This window comes from Pelagibacterium lentulum, from assembly GCF_003992625.1.
Lineage (GTDB): Bacteria > Pseudomonadota > Alphaproteobacteria > Rhizobiales > Devosiaceae > Pelagibacterium > Pelagibacterium lentulum.
Window position 1 is genome coordinate 36418 of the sequence record NZ_RZMW01000003.1, and the last position, 23767, is coordinate 60184.

General features: G+C 58.5%; 22 protein-coding genes. 7 read left to right on the plus strand and 15 right to left on the minus strand.

What is annotated here, in order from left to right:
- Positions 1–148: 148 nt before the first annotated feature.
- From EO133_RS00440 to EO133_RS00450, 3 genes are read left to right on the plus strand one after another with little or no spacing between them, the layout of a single operon-like run.
- A complete protein-coding gene (locus EO133_RS00440) occupies positions 149–1102 on the plus strand; it encodes an ABC transporter permease (protein WP_127070626.1) in 954 nt (317 codons plus the stop codon).
- Positions 1099–1929, plus strand: a complete 831-nt coding sequence (locus tag EO133_RS00445; RefSeq protein WP_127070627.1) for an ABC transporter permease — start codon at positions 1099–1101, stop codon at positions 1927–1929. Before EO133_RS00440 ends, EO133_RS00445 begins: the two co-directional genes overlap by 4 nt.
- Positions 1926–2723: a GntR family transcriptional regulator gene (locus EO133_RS00450; protein ID WP_127070628.1), complete on the plus strand. Its 798-nt coding sequence runs from the start codon at positions 1926–1928 to the stop codon at positions 2721–2723. Before EO133_RS00445 ends, EO133_RS00450 begins: the two co-directional genes overlap by 4 nt.
- On the opposite strand, the gene EO133_RS00455 is transcribed toward EO133_RS00450, so the two are convergent.
- The 12 genes from EO133_RS00455 to EO133_RS00510 form a co-directional block, all read right to left on the minus strand.
- Entirely contained in the window at positions 2720–3526 is an 807-nt protein-coding gene (locus EO133_RS00455) for an ABC transporter ATP-binding protein (RefSeq protein WP_127070629.1), read from the minus strand. The two genes, EO133_RS00450 and EO133_RS00455, sit on opposite strands and share 4 nt — an antisense overlap.
- Positions 3523–4536, minus strand: a complete 1014-nt coding sequence (locus tag EO133_RS00460) for an ABC transporter substrate-binding protein (protein ID WP_206513444.1) — start codon at positions 4534–4536, stop codon at positions 3523–3525. Before EO133_RS00460 ends, EO133_RS00455 begins: the two co-directional genes overlap by 4 nt.
- Before the next feature lie 31 nt (positions 4537–4567).
- Positions 4568–5377, minus strand: coding sequence for an ABC transporter permease (locus EO133_RS00465; RefSeq protein WP_244640557.1), 810 nt, complete (start codon positions 5375–5377; stop codon positions 4568–4570).
- A gap of 61 nt (positions 5378–5438) precedes the next feature.
- Positions 5439–6737: a PQQ-dependent sugar dehydrogenase gene (locus EO133_RS00470; RefSeq protein ID WP_127070630.1), complete on the minus strand. Its 1299-nt coding sequence runs from the start codon at positions 6735–6737 to the stop codon at positions 5439–5441.
- Positions 6738–6806: 69 nt separating this feature from the next.
- Positions 6807–7847 carry a trans-3-hydroxy-L-proline dehydratase gene (locus EO133_RS00475; RefSeq protein WP_127070631.1) on the minus strand — a complete coding sequence of 347 codons (1041 nt, stop codon included), beginning with the start codon at positions 7845–7847 and terminating at the stop codon, positions 6807–6809.
- A gap of 4 nt (positions 7848–7851) precedes the next feature.
- Complete coding sequence (gene lhpI / locus EO133_RS00480; protein WP_127070632.1) at positions 7852–9537, minus strand: cis-3-hydroxy-L-proline dehydratase; 1686 nt, start codon at positions 9535–9537, stop codon at positions 7852–7854.
- Positions 9534–10535: a 4-hydroxyproline epimerase gene (locus EO133_RS00485; protein ID WP_127070633.1), complete on the minus strand. Its 1002-nt coding sequence runs from the start codon at positions 10533–10535 to the stop codon at positions 9534–9536. Before EO133_RS00485 ends, lhpI (EO133_RS00480) begins: the two co-directional genes overlap by 4 nt.
- Positions 10536–10539: 4 nt before the next feature.
- On the minus strand, positions 10540–11787 hold the full coding sequence (locus tag EO133_RS00490) for an NAD(P)/FAD-dependent oxidoreductase (protein ID WP_127070634.1): 1248 nt from the start codon (positions 11785–11787) through the stop codon (positions 10540–10542).
- A gap of 70 nt (positions 11788–11857) precedes the next feature.
- Positions 11858–12580 carry an amino acid ABC transporter ATP-binding protein gene (locus EO133_RS00495; RefSeq protein WP_127070635.1) on the minus strand — a complete coding sequence of 241 codons (723 nt, stop codon included), beginning with the start codon at positions 12578–12580 and terminating at the stop codon, positions 11858–11860.
- Positions 12573–13229 carry an amino acid ABC transporter permease gene (locus EO133_RS00500; protein WP_127070636.1) on the minus strand — a complete coding sequence of 219 codons (657 nt, stop codon included), beginning with the start codon at positions 13227–13229 and terminating at the stop codon, positions 12573–12575. Before EO133_RS00500 ends, EO133_RS00495 begins: the two co-directional genes overlap by 8 nt.
- 14 nt (positions 13230–13243) lie before the next feature.
- Positions 13244–13969 carry an amino acid ABC transporter permease gene (locus EO133_RS00505; protein ID WP_127070637.1) on the minus strand — a complete coding sequence of 242 codons (726 nt, stop codon included), beginning with the start codon at positions 13967–13969 and terminating at the stop codon, positions 13244–13246.
- Positions 13970–14082: 113 nt separating this feature from the next.
- A complete protein-coding gene (locus EO133_RS00510) occupies positions 14083–14901 on the minus strand; it encodes an ABC transporter substrate-binding protein (RefSeq protein ID WP_127070638.1) in 819 nt (272 codons plus the stop codon).
- A 155-nt stretch (positions 14902–15056) separates the two neighbouring features.
- Between EO133_RS00510 and EO133_RS00515 the strand changes: the two genes are divergently transcribed.
- On the plus strand, positions 15057–15785 hold the full coding sequence (locus tag EO133_RS00515; RefSeq protein WP_127070639.1) for a GntR family transcriptional regulator: 729 nt from the start codon (positions 15057–15059) through the stop codon (positions 15783–15785).
- 34 nt (positions 15786–15819) lie between these two features.
- On the plus strand, positions 15820–16770 hold the full coding sequence (gene lhpI / locus EO133_RS00520; RefSeq protein ID WP_164734819.1) for a bifunctional Delta(1)-pyrroline-2-carboxylate/Delta(1)-piperideine-2-carboxylate reductase: 951 nt from the start codon (positions 15820–15822) through the stop codon (positions 16768–16770).
- An 18-nt stretch (positions 16771–16788) separates the two neighbouring features.
- On the opposite strand, the gene EO133_RS00525 is transcribed toward lhpI (EO133_RS00520), so the two are convergent.
- Both EO133_RS00525 and EO133_RS00530 read right to left on the minus strand, forming a co-directional pair.
- Entirely contained in the window at positions 16789–18411 is a 1623-nt protein-coding gene (locus tag EO133_RS00525) for a CRTAC1 family protein (protein WP_127070641.1), read from the minus strand.
- Position 18412: 1 nt separating this feature from the next.
- On the minus strand, positions 18413–19825 hold the full coding sequence (locus EO133_RS00530; protein WP_244640556.1) for a vanadium-dependent haloperoxidase: 1413 nt from the start codon (positions 19823–19825) through the stop codon (positions 18413–18415).
- A 324-nt stretch (positions 19826–20149) separates the two neighbouring features.
- On the opposite strand from EO133_RS00530, the gene EO133_RS00535 reads away from it, so the two are divergent.
- Together EO133_RS00535 and EO133_RS00540 are read left to right on the plus strand one after the other, a co-directional pair.
- Positions 20150–21262, plus strand: a complete 1113-nt coding sequence (locus EO133_RS00535; RefSeq protein ID WP_244640625.1) for a glycosyltransferase family 4 protein — start codon at positions 20150–20152, stop codon at positions 21260–21262.
- On the plus strand, positions 21259–22383 hold the full coding sequence (locus tag EO133_RS00540; RefSeq protein WP_127070643.1) for a glycosyltransferase family 4 protein: 1125 nt from the start codon (positions 21259–21261) through the stop codon (positions 22381–22383). The genes EO133_RS00535 and EO133_RS00540 overlap by 4 nt, the downstream gene beginning before the upstream one ends.
- A 560-nt stretch (positions 22384–22943) precedes the next feature.
- On the opposite strand, the gene EO133_RS00545 is transcribed toward EO133_RS00540, so the two are convergent.
- A complete protein-coding gene (locus EO133_RS00545; RefSeq protein WP_244640555.1) occupies positions 22944–23756 on the minus strand; it encodes a sugar transferase in 813 nt (270 codons plus the stop codon).
- Positions 23757–23767: the final 11 nt, after the last annotated feature.

Here is a 23767-nt window from a genome sequence, read left to right on the forward strand (position 1 = left end):
TGTGCCCCGGAGCCCAAATGAGCAATGCCCCTGGATCGTGCCGGCACTTCCTTGAATCGCCAGCCTGATCTGACCTTCTGTTTCATCGCAAGTCTTATCGGGAAACTGATCCCGCTTTTCCAGACTTGCTCCAGACGCGAAAGCAACGATGCGAACCCGATTCCTTTTTTCCCGGTTGGCCGATCTCGCCTTCGTCCTGTTTGGCGTCTCGATCATCGTATTTCTGATGATTCGGCTGGTTCCGGGCGACGCGGTCGCCATCATGCTGGGCGCAAATACCGACATCACGCCCGAACGGGTGGCCGAATTGCGCGGCAGGCTGGGGCTCGACCTGCCCTTTTACGTGCAGTATTTCAACTGGATCGGCGGTGTATTGCAGGGCGATTTCGGCACGTCGATCTGGACCGGGCGACCTGTCGCCCAGGAAATCGGCGCCCATATCTGGCCGACATTGCAATTGACGTTGCTTTCGGTCGCCGTGGGGGCCGGGCTTTCCATTCCCATCGGCTGTTTCATGGCGCAGGCGCGTGGACGGGGCATCGAGGTTGCAGTGCGCGTGGGCGCCATTGCCGGGCTGACCATTCCATCTTTCTGGCTGGGGATCGTTTCGATCTTCCTTCTGGCCAAATTGCTGCCCGGCGTGTCCGCGCTTGGTTATGTGCCCTTTACCCAGGACCCGCTCGGCAATCTGCAGCGCATGATTTTGCCGGTCATTGCCCTGAGCCTGCCCATGCTGGCCAATCTTTCCCGCCTTGTGCGCTCGGCTATGCTCGATGCGCTGAGTCAGGATTATATAAGGACGGCAAAGGCAAAGGGCGCGAGCCAACGCCTCATCGTTTACAAGCACGCCCTGCGCAACGCGCTCATTCCTTTCATCACCTCGGTGGGTGTGATGACCGGTTATCTTTTGGGTGGTGCGATCGTTGTCGAACAGGTCTTTGCCATTCCGGGGCTGGGGCGGCTGGTGCTGGGCGCCATTGCCGAGCGCAATTATCCTCTGGTGCAGGCGACCATTCTTGTGATGACCTCGGCCTTTGTGATCGTCAATTTCCTTGTCGACCTGCTTTATGCGGTCATCGATCCGCGGGTGGCGCAGAAATGAGGCGGTTCGTTGCAAAAAACAGACTGTTGAGTTTCGCGCTGGGCTTTGTGGCGCTGCAGGTGCTGCTTGCGGTAGCCGCGCCACTGGTTTCACCCCATAGCCCATTTGCCCAGGTGATGGCCCAGCGGATGCAGGGACCGAACCTGCTTAACTGGCTGGGCACCGATCAACTTGGGCGGGACGTATTCGCGCGCATCCTTTACGGCTACCGCACCTCGCTTCTGACCTGCGTGACCGCGGTTGGGCTGGCGCTTGTTGTGGGCGGCACGCTGGGCATGCTCGCCGCCTATTATCGGGGCTGGTTCGACCGGATATTGATGCGGTTCATGGACGTTCTGTTTGCCTTCCCCATCCTGCTGCTTGCCATCGGGGTTATCGCGGTTCTGGGGCCGAACATGTGGAGCGCAGCCATCGCGATTGCCATTGTCTATACACCGATTTTCGCGCGGCTTTTGCGCGGGCCGGCACTGGTGATCTGCGAGAGCGAATATGTCATGGGAGCAAAGGCCATCGGCGCATCGGACGCAAGAATCATTTTCGCCCATCTCCTGCCCAATTTGGCCTCGGTGGTTCTGGTGCAAACGTCGCTTCTGCTTTCGGCTGCCATTCTGGTGGAAGCCTCGCTGTCATTTCTGGGACTTGGGGCACAGCCGCCGGTGCCCTCGCTTGGTCTGATGCTTTCCGAAGGGCGCAATTTTCTCATGCTTTCCCCCTGGCCCGCGATCTTTGCCGGATTTGCGATCCTGTTTTTGTCCTTCGGGTTCAACCTTCTGGGCGACGCCTTGCGCGATACGCTTGATCCCCGGCTCAGAGGCCAAGACCAATGAGCGCACAATTGGACGGCGCCAAGCCGATGGCCGAGGTTTCAAACTCAAGCCAGTTGCTGAACGAGATCGCGACGCGGCTGCCGGCTTATGAATCGGTTGGCCCGCTCTATCAAAGGCTGTCGCGCACGATCCGCAGCCTGATCGAAGCCGGGGTGCTGCGTGGGGCCGAGGCGTTGCCATCGGAACGCGACCTTGTGCGCGTAACGGGCCTTTCGCGCATTACCGTGCGCAATGCGATCAAAGATCTGGCGCGCGAAGGGTTGATTTCAACCCGGCATGGGGCGGGCACCTATGTGTCCCATCATATCGATCAGCCACTTTCGGTTCTGGCGGGTTTTACCGCCGATATGGCGCGGCGGGGTGCGGTGTCCCGCTCGGTGGTGCTGCACAAGGGCGAAGGTCTGCCCAATCCCGACGAGTTGTTGAAGCTGGGCCTTTCGCCCAATGACAAGGTTTTAAGGCTTTCGCGCGTGCGCATCTCCAATGACGAGCCGCTGGCGGTCGAACACGCAGTGGTGCCACTTTTTGCGGTTGGGCCGGACGATATTTCCGATTCGCTATATGAAGCCATGCGGGCCCGCGGGCATATGCCGGTGCGGGCGCTGCAAAGGTTGCGTTCAGCGATTGCCAATGACGAGGAAGCGCGCTTGCTCAATGTGATGGCCGGCAGTCCGATCCTGCATATCGAGCGCCGGTCCTTCCTTGCCAATGGCCGGCCGATCGAAGTTACGACCTCTGCCTATCGTGGAGACCGGTACGATTTTATCGCGGAACTCAAGATCGAAGCCGATTAGCGCCCATAGAAATCCGATTGCGGATCGGACAGGACAAGCTCGCGCATTTTTTTCGACAGATGCTGGCGCAGGGCGATAAAGCGGGTGTCGGCGCGGATGGCGTCGGGGTCGCGCGGGCGTTCGAGATCGACCGTCAGCGTTTCCACAATCCGTCCCGGACGGGTACCCATAAGCAGAATGGTGTCGGACAAAAGCAGCGCCTCATCCACGCTATGGGTGACAAAAAGAACGCTGGCCTTTTGCTCGGACCAGAGCGAGAGCAGCTCGGCCTGCATCAATTCGCGGGTCTGTGCATCGAGGCTGGCGAAAGGCTCATCCATCAAAAGCAGCGAGGGGTTCGGTGCAAAGGCGCGGGCCAGCGCGACGCGCTGTTTCATGCCGCCCGAAAGCGTGTCTGGCCAGGACTGGGCAAAACGGGACAGGCCGACCTTTTCAAGCCAGTGGAGCGCGCGCTCGGTGCGCTCGGCTTTGGACAGCGGCAGGCTGCGCAGGGAAAATTCGACATTTGCAGCAACACTTGCCCATGGGATCAGCCGGAAGGACTGAAAGACAAAGCCGATTTCGGGGCCCGGTCTCGGCGGGGCACCAAACGCGGCTATCGTGCCGCTATCGGGGGCAATCAACCCATCGGCAAGGCGTAACAACGTAGTCTTTCCGCAGCCGGACGGCCCCAAGAGGCTGATGAACATGCCCTGGGGCAAGGCAAAGTCGATATTGCTCACAGCCGGGCGAGCGTCGGCCGGGTCAAAGGTCTTTGAAACCCCGGCAAATTCCAAAGCCGGTTGGGAAGGTTTTTCGGTCATCGGGCGGGCGGGTCGAGATCGGGCGCCTGGCCGAGTGTTTCAAGTATGGTATCGAGGGGCGCAAACGCGGTCCATTGCGTGATCGGTGCCGGGTCGAGCCCATCGAAATCGGGCGTTTCAAACAGCCAGTCTTGCGAGAACTGGAGTTCGTCGGCATTGAGGCCGCCATTGACGCTCCAGCTTTGGGCAAACGATTGTGAAAGCTCACGCCGTTCTGCATCGGAAAGCTGGGGCGCATAGGGCGCGATAGCCTCGGCCCAGAAATCGGGATCGGCGGCAAAATCGCGCGAGAGCGCAATAAGCGCGCGCAGCACCGCCTCGATATCTTCGCGCCTTGTTTCCAGAACCTCGCGCGAGACGACATTGACCTTTTGGACGACCGGAGCGGCCTCGTAATAGGTGTCTGGGTCGACAAGGATTTCCAGGCCGCTTTTATCGGGCATGGCCAGCCAGACCCCAATCGACATTGTGGTCATATCGATCTGGCCTGCGGCGAGCGCCTGCGCGCGGACGGAGGGCTGGCCCAACGCAACAAATTCGATAGCATCGGTTTGCGCGCCCAAGGCTTCGAGCACATTAAGGCTGAGGCCGTGATCGAGGCTGCCGACCCGGCCAATGGCAAAGCTGTGGTTTTGCTCAAAGGGGATCGCGATTGTCTCGCGGGCTGCGATCAGGAAAGGCAGGGATTTGTTGGGTGAGGCGACGGCAACCAGATCGGTTTGCCCGCGCGCATGAAGCTGTAAAAGCGCATCGAGCCCGATATTGGCCATGTCGCCTTCGCCTGCACTCAAGGCCGCAAGCGCGGATGGGGTCTGCTGGACGCGGATCAGTTCGACCTCGACGCCCTCATTTTCAAAATAGCCAAGCTCATGGGCAAGGTCCATGACCGAATTGGGCACGAGCGGGGGTTCGAGATGGGTGAGGATCAGCCGGAAGGGTTCGGCCAGGGCCGGGTATGGCAAGAGGGCCGAGGCGAGAACAATGGGCAAAGCAAGAAGGGGGCGCAGCACAGCGGACAGACTCCGGGATAGGGGAACAGGTTCAGCTCATTTTCCAGCGGCCAAGCCGGGATTCGATAAAGCGCAGGATTTCGGTCATCACAACCCCGATGATGGCAAGGCAGATGACAATGACGAAATATTCTGCCATGCGGAAGGTGTTGCCATAAAGGGCGAGCAGCCCGCCAAGGCCGGTAACGGCGGTGTAAAGTTCGGCAACCACCGTGTTGATCAATCCGATGGTGGCGCCGATGCGCAGCCCCACCGCCACAAAAGGCAGCGCGCCGGGCAAAACGATATGGCTAAAAATACGCGTTTGCGGTGCGCCGGTCGAGCGCGCCATCTCGACAAGCTCCTTATCGGCTGCCAAAACCCCGGCATAGGTATTGATGAGGATGGGCATCACCGCGCCCAGAAAAACGATAAAGGCCTTGGCCTCGATCCCCAGCCCCAAAAGAACGATCACGAGCGGGATGAAGGCGACGCGCGGGGTGGCGGCGAGCGCAAAGACATAGACGTCGAGGGTTTTACCAAAAGGCCTTATCGCGCCCATCATGGCGCCAAGCGGGATGGCGACAAAGGTGGCCAGAAAAAAGCCGGACAAAAAAACGGCAAGGCTTTGGCCTGTGGCCTCAAGCAATCGGCCTTCGGAGAACAGGCGGGCGCCCGCTTGAAGCGTTGCAAGCGGGGTGGGGATAATGTTGCGGCCGATAAACTGGGACGCAATGAACCAGCCAAGGATCAAAAGAAAAAGGAAGGCCAGGCGGTAAAGCGCGGTCATGTCCGCCTCATCGGTAGCCAAAAGGCAGGGGCGACCGGACGGGATCGCTGCCGTCCGGTCCGTACAGGTCATTGTTTTGTCGCGTGTCCGAACCAAATAAGCGGTATCCACTTATTCTGGACACGCTCCAGTATCAGGCACCGGTGACGCGCCAGATCACATCGCCAACATCGTCGGCCATTAAAATGGCATTGTCGGCGGCCACGGTCACACCGACCGGACGGCCATAGGAATGTTTTTCATCTTCGGACAAAAAGCCGGTCAGGACATCGCGCAGCGGCCCGCTGGGCTTGCCATTGGCAAAGGGCACAAAGGCCAGTTTATAGCCCGAAAGGACCGAACGGTTCCACGAGCCATGCTGGCCGATTGCCATGCCCTCGCCATAGCCGGGCAAGACACCGTCGGGAATCCAGCTCAGACCCAGCGAAGCGGTATGCCCGCCCAGAGCAAAGTCCGGGGTTTCGGCCTTGGCCACCATGGCAGGGTCCTGGGGCACGCGATCATCGACCGTTTTGCCCCAATAGCAGAAGGGCCAGCCATAAAAGCCGCCATCCTTGACCGATGTGAGGTAATCGGGCGGGGTTTCATCGCCAATGCCATCGCGCTCGTTGACAACAGTCCAGAGCGCGTTGGTTTGCGGCTCGAACGCCATGCCGACCGGATTGCGCAGGCCCGAGCCATAAACGCGGGACTGACCGGTCGCCAGATCGAGCTCATGGATGCAGGCGCGATCGATTTCCGCTTCCAATCCGCCCTCTCCAATATTGCCGACCGAACCGACCGCGACGTAAAGCTTGGTCTGGTCCTTGCTCACGATCAGGTTGCGGGTCCAGTGGCCGCCCGGCTTTGTGTCCATGACCTTGCGGCCCGGCGCGGTGATTTTTGTCTGACCTTCTTCATAGGGAAACGCGACGACGCCATCGGTATTGCCGACGTAAAACGTGTCGCCGACAAGCGCCATGCCATAGGGCTGGTTAAGGTTTTCAAGGAACGGCTCACGGATTTCCGCCACCCCGTCGCCATCGGCATCGCGTAAAAGCGTGATCCGGTTGGCGCTGACCCCAACCGCCTTGGCGCGTTTCATGGTAACGAACATGGCGTAATCGAACGGCGTATGGATCTGGCCGGCCACGCCGCAGGATTCGGCAACCAGAACGTCGCCATTGGGCAGAACATAGACCTGGCGCGGGTGGTCGAGCCCCTTGGCAAAGGCATTGACCTTGAGGCCCGGTGCTGCGGTGGGCGTATGATCGCCTTCCCATCCCTTAGCTGTCGGCATCTTGAGGGTGGGGATGGTTTGCGGTTTGGCTTCGGGAATGGCCGGTGCAGTGCCTATGGCCTGAACCGGGGTCTTGCCGTCCCAACTTCGCATCAGAATGGGAAGGGCGCCGATCCATGCGACGACCTTGGCGGAAAATGATGCAAAACTCATAGGGCTGCCCTCTCGAAATACCAGTTGGCCGCAAGCTATCCCAAAGCGCGCGTTGATAAAACCATCAAGTTACTTGTTCAGTCCGCTTTGTGGCCAGGTATCGCCGACGCGATAGCCGCCGGGCCAGGGGTCGGTGGGGTCAAGCATGAGCTGTTTGGTTTCGGTAATCCAGCCACGTCCGGCAATCGAGGGAATGATGGCGGGGGTGCCCGCAAGATCGGTTGTTTTCTCGATCCGGCAATCAAATGTGCTGCCGATGATCGAGACGCCCCGAAAGGCTTCGCCGATACCCAATTGCCCACGGGCGTGAAGCACCGCCATGCGGGCCGAGCAGCCCGTACCGGTCGGTGAGCGGTCGAGTTTTCCCGGTTCGATGGCAACGGTGTTGCGCCCGGTCTTGATGCCATCGACGATCTCGACGGGCGCGGTGAACTGGCAAAAGGAAATGTGGTTCCAGTCCGGGTTGGTTGGGTGGGTAAAGCCTAATTGCTCGGTGGCGGCGCGTGTGAGTTTCATACCGGTTTCCGAGAGGTCACGGGCTTCATCGGGTGAGAGCGAGAACCCCAGACTTCTGGCATCGACGAGCACGAAGCTGTCGCCGCCATAGGCGGTGTCGACTGTAAACGTGCCCAATCCTTCAACCTCGATTTTCGCATCCAGTTTTGCGGCAAAGCTGGGGTGGTTTGTGACCCGGATCGAGATTGCCTTGCCGTCCTTGCAGGTGGCGACGACATCGACAAGCCCGCCGGGTGCTTCCAGGGTAAAGCGGGTTTCCGGCTCCTGCATTTCGATGATGCCGGTATCGAGCAGGACGGTCGCAACGCAGATGGAATTGGACCCGGACATGGGCGGGGTGTGGACCGGCTCCATGATGATCCAGCCCATTTTGGCGCGCGGGTCTTTTGGCGGCACGAGGAGGTTGACGTGCCGGAAAACCCCGCCGCGCGGTTCGTTAAGCACGAAATTGCGCAAACCGTTATCGGTTGCGATCCACTTGGCTTGCTCCCAGATGGTATCGCCCGGTGGCGGGGCGACACCGCCGACAATCACATCGCCGACCTCCCCCTCGGCATGACAGCCAACGATATGGATCACTTTTGATGTGCGCATGAGATCAATCCAGCAACCATGAGGGAAGACGCGCGGGTGCCGAACCAGTCAGGGCGGCCGTGATGCAATCGGCAAAGGTGCCAAGCCTTACCGAACGGCCCGAGAGTCCGGGGCCGTAATGGGCATATTTACCGGAATCGGTGAGAACGGTTTTTGCTTTTGGTGGAAAAACCGGTTCTGAAATCGAGCACCAGCACAGATCGGAAACGACGGTGACGCCGCTTTGTTTGAGCCGGGCGAGCGTGCCATCGTGCGCGATTGTGCCTTTGATGGCCGGGCCGATGGTCAGGATCACGGCGGTATCGGGGTGGACATGCTTGCCGTCAAGCGCTGTGGCAAGCGCGCGGCATTCGTCCACCGAGGCGTGCGGGCTGCCAATGGCCACGAGATCGATTTTATCGGGCCCGGCATTGAGCTTTTGCCAGACCGTGCGCATTTGCGCAGTGTCGATTGCGATATGGTGCGTATCGGGAGCGACAGTGTCAGCTTCCGGGGTTATGCCCTCGATATGGAGCATAGGCGCTGCCGAGGTTGTGCCGAACGCCGCGCAGAGCGCCTTGAGGTCGTCGCGACTGGGTTTGGCCGAGGCAACGCCGCGCAGGAGCGGGATCTGGTTGGGGGCGGCAAGCCCTGCCATATAGCCGATGAGCGGCCAAAAGGCGTTTTCGATATTTTTTGGCAGTGCGATGTCGAGAACGCGCTGCGCTTTGCGGTGGCTGTCGAGATAAACGCCCGATAGCGGCGCGCGGCCCGTCAGCGCAATGCAGAGATCGAGGAAATCGGGATGTTTCGCTGTGCGGGCGCCAAGAACCGAATTGGCGAAAATTACCGCATTGGATTCCGACCAGCCGATGGCTTCTCCCTTGACCGGCGCGGTGTCGAGCAAATAGGGCGCGCAGGTGAAGCTGGGCTGGCAGCCCATTTGCACATAGGCGTCGGCCAACTCCTGAGCCGGGGCCCCGAACCGGGGCGGAACGCCCTGGGCGCGCCAATGGGCGTGATCGACCGAGATCGCGTTCATGGTCGTGGGGATCACGACCTTGCCGCCGAGATCGGCCATCTTGCGCGCAAAGGTCAGATTGGCCGGGCTGGCATAGATGCAACCGTCGATATGAGCCTGAGTGACATCGACGAGCTGTTTTGCCCCTTGCTGGATGGCCATGGCGCATAAAATACGCATAGCCTGGGCGGTGGCCGGTCCATCGCGCCCATCAAGCATGGCCATGTCAGTTTCGGTCAACTGGAGTTGGGATGCCGGGGGCGGGGCGACGGGGATTTCAAATTCATTGGCGATGATGGCCGTCTCGGTGATCCTTACCGAGCGCGTATCGCCAAGGGCTGCAAAAGTGTCCGGATTGACCCGCAGGACGGGGACGGATTTGTCGAAGATTTGCGCGACCAATGCCCCAAGGGTAAGGACGTCCTCGTCATCGCGGAAAATCAGCGCGGCGGGTGCACGGTCATTGAGCGCCAGATCGAGCAAAACGCCCGAACCGGTGCACGATCCCCGGCTCGAGGGCATGAGCAGGATCGTGCCGGAAATCGCTGTCCCGTGGAGCGGGTGATAGACGTCGATGATCTTGCCGGTTGCCGGATCGACCCCGCCCCAAAAGCTCAAGGGTTCGTCCGATACAACGACCGGGCCGCTGGCTGTACCGCTAATAATTGATTGCGCGGCAAGCCGGGTCATTTGACAGTAAACCCGTGGGCGAAGGGATCGCGGTCATCGATAAAGATTGTGTTGAGCCCGGTCTGGCGTGCCCAGCCGGCAATGGAGGGAATGATGGCGGGCTTGCCCGCAACGGTCACTTCGTCCTCAACCCGCCCTTTGAACATCGAGCCGATGATCGATTCATGGATGAATTCATTACCCTTTTTGAGCCTGCCCTTTGCGTGCCATTGGGCCATGCGGGCCGAGGTGCCCGTACCGCAGGGTGAGCGGTCGATGGCCTTGTCGCCGTAAAAAACTGCGTTCCGTGCGGTGGCTTCGGGCCGGGTCGGCTTGCCGGTCCAGAGAATGTGGGACAGCCCGTTAATGGCAGGGTTTTCCGGGTGCTCGAATGTGTATTTTTCGTTGAGTGCGCGGCGCAGTTCAGGGCTCCAGCGCAAGAGATCGGATGCGGCGACATCGGCCATATCGGCTATGGCGTCCTGGGGATCGACAATCGCGTAGAAATTGCCGCCATAGGCGACATCGACCGTGACCTCGCCGAGCCCATCCACTTGGGCGGAAAGCCCTTCTGAATGCAGGAAGGCCGGTACGTTGGTCAGGCGCACCTCTTCGACATAATCGCCAACCTGCTTGTACTGGGCCACGACAAGACCGGCGGGGGTGTCGAGCCTTACGATGCCGGGCGTCTTTGGTGTGACAAGTCCCTGCTCGATCATCATCGTGACCGTACCGATGGTGCCGTGTCCGCACATGGGCAGGCAGCCCGAGGTCTCGATAAACAGGATCGCGATGTCGCAATCCTCGCGGGTGGGTGGATAGAGGATCGAGCCGGACATGACATCATGGCCGCGCGGCTCGAACATCAGCCCGAGCCGTATCCAGTCATACTCGGCCAGAAAATGCGCCCGGCGCTCCATCATGGTCTTACCTTCAAGGCGCGGGCCACCCCCGGCAACGAGCCGGACCGGATTGCCGCAGGTGTGGCCATCGATGCAAAAGAATGTGTGTCTGGTCATTTTTCTAGAACCGTTCAGCCCGATAGGGCGCAATGTCGATAGGCAGAGGCTGGTCCAGCGCGATATCGCGGACGAGCCTTGCGGTTGCTGCCGATTGGGTGAGGCCCAGATGCCCGTGGCCGAAGGCCATGATAACCCGATTGGCTTTCTTCGAGCGACCGATCACGGGAATGGTATCGGGCAATGATGGCCTGAAGCCCATCCATTGTCTGCCATTTTCGGTTCTAAGCCCCGGCAGGATGGCTTTTGTCTTTTCCACCATGATTTCGGAACGCCGGTAATCGGGTGCGCGGTCAAGGCCGCCCAATTCCACCGCGCCGCCAATGCGCAGGCCCGTATCGAGCGGGGTGATGACAAAACCATCGCCAGGGATCACGAGCTGACGCTTGAGATCGAATGCGCCCTTGGGGAAGGTCGTGTTGTAACCACGTTCGGTTTCGAGCGGAATGGCGTGACCCAATTGTGCTGCAAGTTTGTGCGACCACGCGCCGGCAGCGATGACGAGCTGGCCGGTATTGATAGTGCGGCCATCGGCAAGGGCGACCGAGACGCCATCTGCGGTCTGGGCAACGGATTTGACTTCTGCGGTTTCCAGCGTAGCGCCCTTGGCGATCGCCGCCTTGCCGATGCCGATTGCAACGTCATAGGGATCGGAAACGGTGAGCCATTGGGGCACGAAGGTGGCGTGGGTAAAGCTGGCACCAAGCCCTGGCTGGAGGTCTGCGAGGCGGTTGCCGCTTACATGCTCGAAATCGATCCCGTGCGCGGCGCGCAGATCCCATATCTGACGGGCCGCCGAGAAGGCTTTTTCGCCTTTGTAGAGATAAAGCGCGCCGTCATGACGCAAGAGGTCGGCAATTCCGGCATCCTCGAAAAGCGGTTCGGCCTCGGTGCGGGCGAGATTCATCAGGGCCGCTTGGGCAATTGTGCTTGCCTTGTACCGATCAGGCAGCGAGGCGCGGAAAAAGCGCAGCATCCAGGGTAGGATTTTCGGGGCGTAGGCGGGCGGGATCGAAAGCGGCCCGAGGGGGTCGAACAACCATTTGGGTGCTTTGAGGATCATGCCGGGCGAGGCCAGCGGCTCGATATCGGCAAAGGCCAGCGCGCCGGCATTGCCGCGGCTGGTTTCCTCGGCCATGCCCTTTTTATCGATCAAAATGACACTTTGGCCCGTTTCGGCAAGCCGTAAGGCAATCGAAAGGCCGATGATACCGGCCCCGATGACGCAGAAATCATAATGAGGGTGCGCCAATTGTTCTTATTACTCCGGGAAAGAAAGTTCGGTTCGGGCGGATTGCGTTCTCCCGCCCGAACGCAAGCTATTACAATACAGATTTCAAAAACGCGGCAGTCTCGGGGCGCTCGGGTGTCTCGAAAATCTGCTTGGGGCTGCCGATTTCATGGATCAGCCCGTCCTTGAAGAAGGCCACACGGTTAGAGACTTCACGGGCAAAAGCCATTTCATGGGTCACAACGATCATGGTCATGCCTTCGGACGCCAAAAGCCGCATGGTGTCGAGCACTTCGCCCACAAGCTGGGGGTCGAGCGCCGAGGTCACTTCGTCAAACAGCATGTATTTGGGGCTCATTGACAAGGCGCGGGCAATCGCCATGCGCTGCTGCTGGCCGCCTGAGAGCTTTGAGGGATAAACCTTAAGTTTGTCGCCAAGCCCGACATGCTCAAGCTGCTTTATGGCGATTTCATCGGCTTCGGCTCTGGATTTTCCCAGAACCTTGCGCAGGGCGAGGGTTGTGTTCTCCAGAACCGTGAGGTGCGGAAACGCGTTCCATTGCTGGAAAACGATGCCGATATTGGTACGCAGCTTGTTGAGGTCGGTGCCCTTGGCATGAACCTCGACGCCATCGACAAGGATGCGGCCGGAATCGATGGGCTCCAGCCCGTTGATGCACATGAGCATCGTCGATTTGCCCGAGCCCGACCCGCCGATCACCGAGACGACCTCGCCACGGGCAACGTTCATGGAGACGCCCTTGATCACTTCGAGGTTGCCGAAGGATTTTCTGACGTTTTCGATCTCAATCATTTTCGCGCCATTTCTTTTCAAGGTGAGCGCCCAGGCGGGAAACGGGGAAGCTCACAAGGAAGTAGATGAGGCCGGCAATCGCAAGGATCACAAGGGCCTCGTGGGGTTTACGGGTGATGATAATCTGGGACGAGCGCAACAGCTCGATCACACCGATCGCATAGACCAGAGCGGTGTCTTTCATCACTCCGAGCGTCAGTCCGATCCAGCTCGGCAACATGACCCGGGTGCCGAGCGGCAAGACGATATAGGTCATATCCTGCCAGTAGTTCATGCCCAGCGAACGTGCTGCGCGTCGGGTCGTGATCGGCACGGCCAGAATGCCGCCGCGCACGATTTCAGTGCAGAACGCCGACGTATAGGCGGCAAGCACGACGCAGCCCACGACAAAGGGATTCATGCCCCAGCCCAGGATCGACTGGAAGGAATTGAACAGGATGAACTGGATCAGCAAGGGCACCGAGCGCAGAACGTCGAGAACGGTCCCCATGGAGTAATTAACATACCAGGGCGATTGCGCACGGATCAGGCCGAAAACGACGCCCGCCAATGTGCCACCGAGCATGGCCCAGAAGGTGATGGCCAGGGTCAGACCGGCCCCGGTCATCATGAAGGTGATATCGCCCCAGGTAACGGAAGTGCCTAACATATCTGTCGCCCCCCTTAGTACCGGAACAGTCGCCAGGCGATGAGACGGGCGCCGCCCGTCACGATCTTGGCGATGACGTAATAGATGGCCGCAGCAAGGGCGAAGAACTCGAAGGTGCGGAAGGTGCGCGCATTGAGTTCCTGAGTCACCCCGGTCAGATCGGTATTGAGACCCACAAAGATCCCGATCGATGTCATAAGGATCGCCCAGACCATCTGATTGGTCATGGGATGGAAAACGGCCCGGAACATCTGCGGTAGAACGATCAGCCGGAAGGCGGCAAAGGCACCAAAGCCCAGCGAACGGGCCGCACGGGTTTGCGTAGGAGGAACGGCCCGCAACCCGCCGCGGAAGGTTTCGGCGAGATAGCCCGCATTGTTAAACGCGATGCCGACGAGAACGGCCCAATAGGAATCGAGATAGAAAATGTTGATTCCCATGGCTCGGAAATTGATGCCGAAGGCTCCGGCGACAAGCTGGAGCACCGCGGGAATGCCGAAATAGATCATATAGACCTGGAATAGCGCCGGCGTGTTGCGGGCAACTTCGATCCAGGTCACTGCAAACCAGCGCAAGGGCGCCAAACGCGCTTCCTTGGCTACAGCTAGTGCTACACCCAGAACGATGCCGATGATCATGGAAAGCACCGCGATCTGGAGCGTGATCAGCGCACCATCGAGCATCTGGGGCAGGGCGCGGAAGGCCTGATTCCAGTGAAAGGTATAATTGATATCGAACATGCGCGTCTTCCTCGGTTGCGCGCTACCCCTTGGGTTTCGCCGACCCCTCGTGTGCGCTCCAGAAGAATGAGCGAACGGGGGATCGCACGGATCCCCCGCCCGGTGAGTCTGGCTTAGTAATAGGTGCCGGGCACCATCAGAGACGGAGGCGTGGCGCCGCCGCCGACCCATTTTTCGAACAGCTCATGATAGCGGCCGGTGCGGTATTGCTGATGGACGAACAGGTTGAGATAGTTGAGCAACCCATATTCCTCACGCAGCGCGATCACCGAAACATAATCGGCCAGGTACGGCGCGTCGCCTGCAATGACGAAGCCATCGAAGTTACCCGATTCCACGGTTGCCGCAGCCACGGTGCCGGTTACGACGGTTGCGTCGATCTGACCCTGGTTCAGCGCCAGGAACACATCGGCCTGGCTCTGGAAGGTTCGGAACGAGCCGCCCGCATCCCATGCGTTGAAATCTTCCTCAAGCGCGATGGCTTCATAAACCCCGGCAACCGAACCGAGATTCTTGCCGGCAAGCTCTTCATAACTTCCAATGCCGGTATCCTCACGGGTCAGAACCACGTTGGTGAAGGCGAAATAGGGAATGGTGAAACCGATGGTCTTTGCACGTTCAAGCGTATCGGAGGTCGAGGCAACGCCAACGTCGGCGCGACCCGAAACCAGTGCAGGAATACGATCCGGGAACGGGGTTTCCACGATCTCTGCGTCAACACCCAGCGCTGCGGCCAGGTCGTTGCAGGTGTCAACGTCAAATCCGATAGGGTTGTTGTTGTCATCGCGCGAGCCCATGGGTGGGAAGTCGAGCGTTACGGCGCAGCGCAAAACGCCGGAAGCGATGATGTCGTCGAGCTTGTCGGCGAAAACGGGGGTGGCTGCAAGGCTCAATGTCATGGCAGCAGCGCCCAGCATGACGGGTAGTTTCATGATGAAATAATCCCTCTCTTTGAAATCTGACTTTGAAATGTCCCTCACCGGCCTGTTTGTTCGACCGGATTAACGATTACGTTTGCATAATTGTATCCAATCTACAATATACTACGTAAGGGCGCTTTCATTTTCTCGCCACACCGATGCGATTGATGGGCGTCCTAAAGGGACAGCACGCGGGCTACCGGGAGAGGCTTATTGTGGCCAATGGCTTGAAATTGCGGGCTTTTGACCTTGGACGGCAGGCCACATCGGCGGATGTGATCTATGACGCGCTGCGCGACGCCATTATCCGGGGCGAGTTGGAAGAAGGCGAAGCACTGCGCCAGGATACGATCGCGCGGATGTTTAATGTTTCCCGCATTCCGGTGCGTGAGGCCATGCAGCGGCTCGAAGCGCAGGGCCTTGTGATTTCAGAGCGTTACAAGGGTGTCGTGGTGGCCTCTCTGAGCCATGAGCAGATCACTGAAATCTTCCAGTTCCGTGCTCTTGTCGAACCCTCGGTCATCGAAATGGCCGTGCCGCTGATGAGTGCGAAATCGCTTGAACAGGCGCAATATTATTGCGATGCGTTCGGCGCTGAAACCGATCCGGAACGCTGGGGCGATCTCAATCGGCATTTTCACAATTGCCTCTATGTCGATTGCGACAAGCCTTATTATCTTTCGGTGATCGACAAGACCAACGATCTTGTCGAGCGCTATGTGCGTCTTGTGCTCTATCTCACCCAAGGGATGCGCAACGCGGTGGCCGAGCATCAGGCCATTCTGGACGCTTGTGTGGCAAAAAAACCCAAGCAGGCCGCTGAACTGACCCGCCAGCACATCGACAAGGCGGGCAAAACGCTTGTCAGCTATTTGCGCGATCACACAAGAAAATAGGCCTATTTGCTTTATGTCTGAGCCTCAGTCCACCATCCCCTTTTTCGACGCCGATCAGATCAGGGGTGCGACCCCATGGCCCCGGCTGATCGAGGCTATCGCGCAAGGGTTTGTTTCGACCCATCATGCGCCGGACCGGCACATCCATGATCTGGCTGTGCCTGGCGAAGTCGATGCGACTGCGCTTTTGATGCCGGCCTGGATCGAGGGGGAGATCTACGGGGTCAAGCTGGCAACCATCTTTCCGTCCAACAACAAGGCAGGCGCGCGGGCGGTCAACGCGATCTATGTGCTTTTTGACGGGATGAACGGCAAGCCTCTGGCGCTGATGGATGGCGGTGAGATTACCGCGCGCCGTACCGCAGCCACATCGGCGCTGGCCGCGCGTTATCTGGCGCGCGAGGATGCCCGGACCTTGCTGGTTGTGGGTACTGGCCGCTTGCCACCGCTTTTGGCGCAGGCACACAAGGCGGTGCGCGATATCGACACTGTTCTTGTCTGGGGGCGCAATGGCGAGAAAGCCGAAAAGCTGGCCCAACGGATCGGCGCCGAACTCGACGTTGAGACAGGTGCGGTCAAAGATCTCGAGGTGGGGGTGCGGCAGGCCGATATTGTTTCATGCGCCACGATCTCGCGCGAAGCGCTGGTGCTTGGCGATTGGCTGGAGCCGGGCACCCATCTCGATCTTGTCGGCGCCTTTACCCCGCTGATGCGGGAAACGGATGCGAAGGCGGTTACACGCAGTGCCGTTTTTATCGACACGCTGGGCGGCGCAAAGGCGGAAGCGGGCGATCTGATCCATGCCATAAATGAAGCCGCTTTTGGCTGGGACGATGTGGTGGCCGATCTGCCTGCGCTTTGCTCGGGTGCGCACAAAGGCCGGTCATCTGCCGATGAAATCACGCTCTTTAAGTCAGTCGGAGCGGCGATCGAGGATCTGGTTGCGGCGCGGCTAACCTATAAGGCATCAACGCCCACAGGATAGAATTGTGTCTCCTGGGCCTTACTTTTTAAGCGGTTCGGGTAGCCATGGCGCGGCGGCGCTGTCGCGGGAATAGGTATAAAAGCTGTTGGGGCTGAAATCCTGCCAGCTATCCTCATAGCCGTCTGGCCAGATGACTCTCATCCGGCCCGATTGGGTATCGCCAAGTCCGAAATGCCACCATCCGGCCTGCCCGCTCACATGGCCGCCTCCGGCAAAGACTTCGCGGCGCATGGTGACGCCATTGCGTTCGACTTCGATCCATGCGCCGATCCCGTTCCGGTTCGGGCCGGGCTGGGCAAGGCGGATCTGAAGCCAGTTTCCAAGATCGGTGCTGGTATTTTGCCAGATTTGCGCCCTGTCGTGTCGATTGACGACAACAAGATCCAGTTGACCGTTGAGGTTGAAATCGGCCAGCGCCCCGCCACGGGCGGTCAGAAAGCTCGCGACACCGGCATGGTCGCCAGCCTCGAAAAAACTGCCGTCCTCGCGCTGAAGCAAAAGATTGTTCGGGTCCTCAATCGCAAAATCGGGCATTTCCCAGACATTGCCCTTGGCGATGAAGAGATCGGCCAAGCCGTCATTATTGACGTCCTCGAACTGGGCGTGCCAAGCGGTGCTGGGGCGCACCTCATCGCCCGTATAAGGGCGGTGTGCGGTGACACCGCGCGCATAGGCGACATCGCGATAGGTGGGCCAAGGCAGTCCGTTTTCAGGGATTTCCGTCAAGACCTGTAGCCGGTTGTCGGTCATGCTGGTGAGGAAATAGTCGGGATAGGAATTGAAATCGAGATCGTAGCTGGCAATGCCCATGCCCCAGATGCGCAATTGCTGCCAGCCATCGTTCTCGTCATAGAGCCGGGGAGCTTGTCCGGCCTCGATACGCCAGAGCTGTTCCTGCCCGCCGCGATAATATTCACGGTCATTGGAGACCCGCAAGCTGGGTGTGCCGGAGCGATCCCAATCGGTAAACAGCATCGAGAGCGTACAATAGCTTGGTGTCAGCGCGAGCGGTGGGGCAAAGCCGGAACCGGTCTCATCCGGGCGGTGCAGCCAGTTATCCGTGCATGATCCCCATGGGAACATGGGCTCGTTGCGGTCGATATAATTGCCAATGGCAATGGTTGGCCAGTCCGCGCCATGCTCCCAAATGGCAGCAAAGGCCGAGGACCAGGCATCGCCACCATCGAAAGCCCATTGGCTGTTGGCGTTTTCAAAGCGGCAGTTGCCAAGGCCGCGCATGACAATATTTTCGCCCACGCGCAGCAAAACCAGATCCACGATGCCGTCGCCGTCAATGTCGATGGGATAAGCGCCCGATACGGCCTCGATTTCAAGCCCGCTTTCATGGGGGCTGAACGTCAGATTGCCGCCCTGCGCGCTCTTGTTGCGATAAAAGCGGGCCGGCGCCGTGCCGCCAGCGAGGAAGATGTCGGGAAACCCGTCGTCGTCGCAGTCAAAGACTGCGACCCCGCCACCGACCATATATTCCCATTCCCCTTCAAAAACGCTATCGATGTCGGCTGCGTCGGTGACCTCAACGAATGTCGGGATGGTTGGCGTCTGCTGATTTTGCGCCAAAGCGGGGGACATGGAGCAAAAGGCTGCAAGGGCGCAGAAACTGAAAGCAAAAGGTCTGGTCATGTCAGCGCTCCCACGTAACGAGCGCGTTGGTGAAGGCACCGACGCAGCGACCCTGATCCAGCCCGCTTTCGATCGCCACGCGATAATGGATCCCGCCATAAAGCCTTGAAATCGCGGCTTCTTCGGCCGCATGCCAGAAATCTTGATAGGAGCGCACGCCCAGCCCGTCGCGTTCGTGGGTCTTGTCGGAAAAGGCGAAGCCGGGACCGAAATGGGCTTCCAGAACCGCCGCGGCTGCACCTGACTGGGTGCTGTGCCCGCTTGGATATTCGGGGAAGGGCGGGGTTATCAAAATGGGGCGCCAATCGGGATCGATATGGAGGTTGATATAGGTAACGGGGCGCAGCAGGTCATAGAGATATTTTTCGTGCCAGCAGCCGATAAAGGAATCGGCAAGCGAGATTCCGAGCCGGGCGAAAAGATCGACGCTGTCGTGCAGTTCGGCGTCCGTTTCGCGCAGGAGCTGAAGAGCGATGGCAATCCAGTGGCCCGGCGGGGTGGGTGAAAGCATCGGATCGTCCGACCAGAACCGTGCGATTGCCTCCTCGTCGGGTTCGATTGCCTGGACGGCCTCGTAAACTTCCATAGCTTCGGTATAGAATTCTGACCCTGCTTGGGCATCATAGACAGGCGGCTCAACCACAGGGCAAGTTGCCCCATTCGGCATGGCAAAGGTGCGGTTGTCGCCCCAGTTGGGGAGCAGGGGGGCCTGCTGAAGCCCGATGGTGCTTGTCGGCACCCAGCTTTGCGGGCTCGATCCGGGCTCAAATTCGTAAGGAAAGCCAAGATTTTCGACCAAGGCGCCCCCATCGGTGAGCGACCACTCCAGAATATGGGCCGCAACGGCCTCGCCATAGGCAATGCTGGTGGCAAGGGTCTGCTCGTCCAGACTGGCGCTCACCATGGTCTCAATCTGGCTTTCCATTGCGTTCATGGCGCGTTGGCCGGTAGGGCCGGTATTGCCAAAGAAATTGCGCACGCCATGGGTTAGGGCAGCGTGAAGGATCGCTGCTTCATCGTAATGGGCATTGGGGTCGCGTTGCGGGGGCAAGCTTAATTCGTTGAGTTGGCCTGCTAGGCTTTTCAGCTCATCGGTGCCTGAAGCCACGGCCTCATAAGCAGTGACACCCAGATAGGCAAAAGAGCGGCTGGCGACCGGTGGGGAATAGGTGGGTGTGTGCCGGACAAGTTCGAGTACCATCCGGTTCCAGTTGAAAAGCACGTCCTGGGGGTTGGCGCCTGCCTGTGCCGCCGCGCCCATTGGCTGGAACAGGACGGTTGCGACAATCATTGCGGCTAGCAGATCTCGATATTGTCGCATGTGCGAACCGCAAAGCCGGTTCCACGCCGGATTGCGTCGGAGGGTGTGCTTTTGCGCCGAACGCTTGAACAGCCGCACAAACGATGACGCCAATCGGAACACTCCCCCCAAGATGCGCCTCCCAACGCGTGAGTTGTCTGGCGCAAATATGCCTTGGCATCACTAGAGGCGCAACAGAGTTTATCATCGGCGCCGATGCCGCAATACCTACCGCATTCGCAAGCAATGTCTCACTGTCTTGCCTAACGAAATTTACCCTTGGCGGGGATAGAATTTGGAAAAAATGGCGATGCCGACTATCGTTGGCCGGTAACGACTTGCCAAGGCAAAGTATCTGTAATTGTAAGGCGATAGTAAAAGTCGCGATGCAGCATATTATTTGTGTATCGACCGTCGAAGGAGAGCCGGTTGCGTGTCATGGTTCTTGGATTGCGGGCGATGTTTGGGGTGCAGGGTGGCATCGAAGCTCATGTCCGTGCAATCGCGACCCAAATCCTCGGCGATCCGCGTTTCAAGGATATAGAATTTGAAGTGCTGGAACGACGGGCCTTTGTCGATGCTGCGCGCCAAGTGCCTCCATTGGCGCAATTGACGCTGACCCCCCTGGCCCATCCGAGATATGTCGCGTTTGAGACCATTGTGCATACGCTGGCAGGCGTGTTGTACGCGGCGCGCAAACGGCCCGATATCGTCCATATTCACGGTATTGGACCCGCGCTGGTGGCGCCCTTGGCACGCTTGCTGGGGCTGAAAATCGTCTGCACTCATCATGGTGAAGATTACCATCGCGACAAATGGGGGGGCTTTGCACGGCTTGTGCTGAAGATGGGCGAGTATAACCTCACCTATTGGAGTAACCAGCGCATTGCGATTGCGCCGGGATTGGCCAAAAGACTGGACGCGAAATTCGGCAGGTCTTTCGTCTATATTCCCAATCCGGCGCCGCAGGCCCTGCCAGGCGATGGCGGCGATGTTCTGGCGCGCTACGGCCTTTCGGCGCACAAGTACATTCTCAACGTTGCCCGGATCGTGCCGGAAAAGCGACAGCTCGATCTCATCGCGGCCTTTATTGCCGCCAAGCGGGATGGCTGGAAGCTGGTGCTTGCCGGTGGCAGCGATCATGGCGGCGACTATGCGCAAAGTGTCGAGCGCGCCGCGGCAGGTGATCCCGACATCATTCTCGCAGGTCGCCTTTCAGGGGCGCCCCTCGGCGCGCTCTACAACGATGCAGGTCTTTTTGTGCTGCCATCGAGCCATGAAGGGCTGCCCCTTGTGCTGCTTGAGGCCATGACCGCGCATTTGCCCCTGCTTGTCAGTGACATCGACAATCTTGTCGATCTGGATTTGCCCCCAGACGACTATTTTCGGCTCGGCGATCCTGGTGCGCTTGCCATGGCGCTTGGCAGAAGGCTCGCGGTGCTCGACGCAAACTGGCGGCCTGTCGACTGGTCGCATCGGCTTAGCGCGTTTTCCATTGCACGGATCGCGTCCGAGACGGTGGAGGTTTATCGCCGGTGCATGGACCAATGAGCGAGGCCGCTGCAAATGTGACGATCGCAATCATCGCGCCAGAAGCTTACGGCGTTCATGGCATAGCCCGCTATGTACAGAGTCTGCTGGCCAATCTTGGCGCTGAGCATAAGGTTGTGCTTGTTGCCGGTCAGAAAGAGTATGATTTTCCGGTCGCTCAGAACGTTGAAATCATAAACATCACGCGACATAGAGGTCGATCGGGTATGCTCCTGTGGGCATTTGCTGCAAGAGGCGTACTTTCCCGGTTGTCGGCAAGGGAGGGCCTTCTAATTGTCAATATGCAAATCCCGCCGTTGCTGCCCGGACTGCTCGTTCAGCGTGGGGATGGATTTGTTGTCACGGCTCACACAACCTATCTCGGGATGACCGGCCGATATGGCGGTATCGACGCCGTAAAAGGGCAGTGGCATCCGCTTGTAGCCCGAGTAAAAATGGCACTTGAGCGTCTAATTCTGCGACGCGCCACAAAGATTATTGCGCTTACAAATCAGGGTCGACAAGAACTGATCCAATACAAGTCGCGTGCATCGATTGAAATTCTGCCCAACGGGGTGGACACAAAGCTTTTTCATCCACGACCAGAACTCAAACAAATATATGATGTGCTTTTTGCCGGGCGACTGGAGCGCCGCAAAGGCAGCAGAGCGATGGTGAAAATCTGCGAGAGTCTGGTTGCTCGTTGCCCCGATATTAGGATCGCGATTGTCGGGCATGGCGAAGACGAGGGACTTTTGCGCAGCGCATTCGGTCGCTGGCCGGACAATATTGCGATGCTGGGTAAAGTTCCGTTCTCGCAGATGCCGGAACTTTACGCGCAGTCTCGCCTATATGGCTCGGCATCCTATTATGAGGGGTTGCCCGGTACATGCCTAGAAGCCATGGCAACCGGCGTTCCACCGGTGGTCTGGGACTTACCATTCTACGACAACCTTGTCGGTCCGCAAATGGGTGTGCGGGTTGCTGTCGACGACAACAGCCGGTTTGTCGAAGCTGTCTCGGAACTTCTTGCAAATCAAACACTTTATGAGTCGATGAGCGGTGCAGCACGCAGCCTTGTGGAGCGCGCTTATAGTTGGGAACGACTTGCGGATCGCATTATAAGCGCCGCAGTGCGATGAAGCCTGTCTTCTTCTTGAGGGAATTTTGCAAAGACATGCGTTTCACCTGTTAGGAAAGAGCCTCCTTATGAGGCACCCTTTGCGCCGATACTGAATGTGCGCGGTGGCGTCGTCGATCACGCGCTGCCATTGCTCGCCATAAAGGGAGGAGTTGAACGAGATCGCACCTGATCTGAGAAATCCGCTTTATCAACAGGACCTGACATTGGATTGATTATTTTCGCATATCTTGATAGCTGAAAAGATCAAAATATGAATCCGTTGTCGCTAACTGCTCAGATCAGGTTTTCAAATGCTGTTGGCTGGTCAACCCCCCGAAAAGCGAAGTGAAGCGTTAAAACTTCGTTCACGTTCCTAGAGGCATAACCAGCCTATGTCACCGCGTGCCTTCGGATGGCTTATTGCAATAATTGCGTCTGCACTTCTGTGGGCCCTGATCTTTTTGGGACTAGGGTTGCTATAGAGTCAAAGACGCGGCGAGTTCGCGTGTTCCGTGCTCGGTTGACTAAAGCCTTGAAGCAAATTTCCCCAGCCTTGTCGGCCGTTTATGCGTTTACGGCCTAGTATCCAGTGCCTGAAAAGACTTCATAGCGAAGCGTTAACAGAATGATCTTGATATCGAGCCAGATCGAGTAGTTGTTTATATATGCCAAGTCGTGATCGATACGAGCGACAGCCAACTCAGCATTGACGGTTGGACCGCGCAGACCATTGGCTTGCGCCCATCCTGTTAGTCCCGGCTTTACGATCAAACGCTGCCGGTAATATGGAACGAGTTCGCCATAGGGGCGACCGGCGGCCAGCATTCCAACGGCGTGAGGACGTGGCCCTACAAGCGACATGTCGCCCTTGAGCACATTGATGAGTTGAGGCAACTCATCAATATTGGTCTTTCGCAGGCGCAGCCCCAAGGCCGTGACACGTGAATCGTTTGATTCCGTCTGTTTTATTCCAGACGGATCGCATTCATTGCAGTGCATGGTTCGGAATTTGTAAATATCGAATGTTGACCCATAAATACCTTCACGCTCTTGGCGAAAAAGAACGGGGCCGGGACTGCTGATTTTGATCGCCAAGGCCACACAAATAAGAAATGGTGCAAAGAAAATCAGAGCGAGAAGTGAGAATACGACGTCCAGGACGCGCTTTATTGCCAGATCAAATTGTCTTCTTGGGGTAATGACAAACGGTTGCCCGTTCTCAATAGGCAGCTCCAGCCCAGACAGATTGCGCGCTCCCTTTTTGCTCGAACTGTCGACCTTGCTGCCGCGTACCAGTGATCCGCTCATCGACGAGGTCAAGAAATTAGCGATATTCCAGCTTTTTCTAATATTGTGCGGGTCACGCCCTGAATTCGAAGTCCAGTCAGCCATTGTGGTCCGCC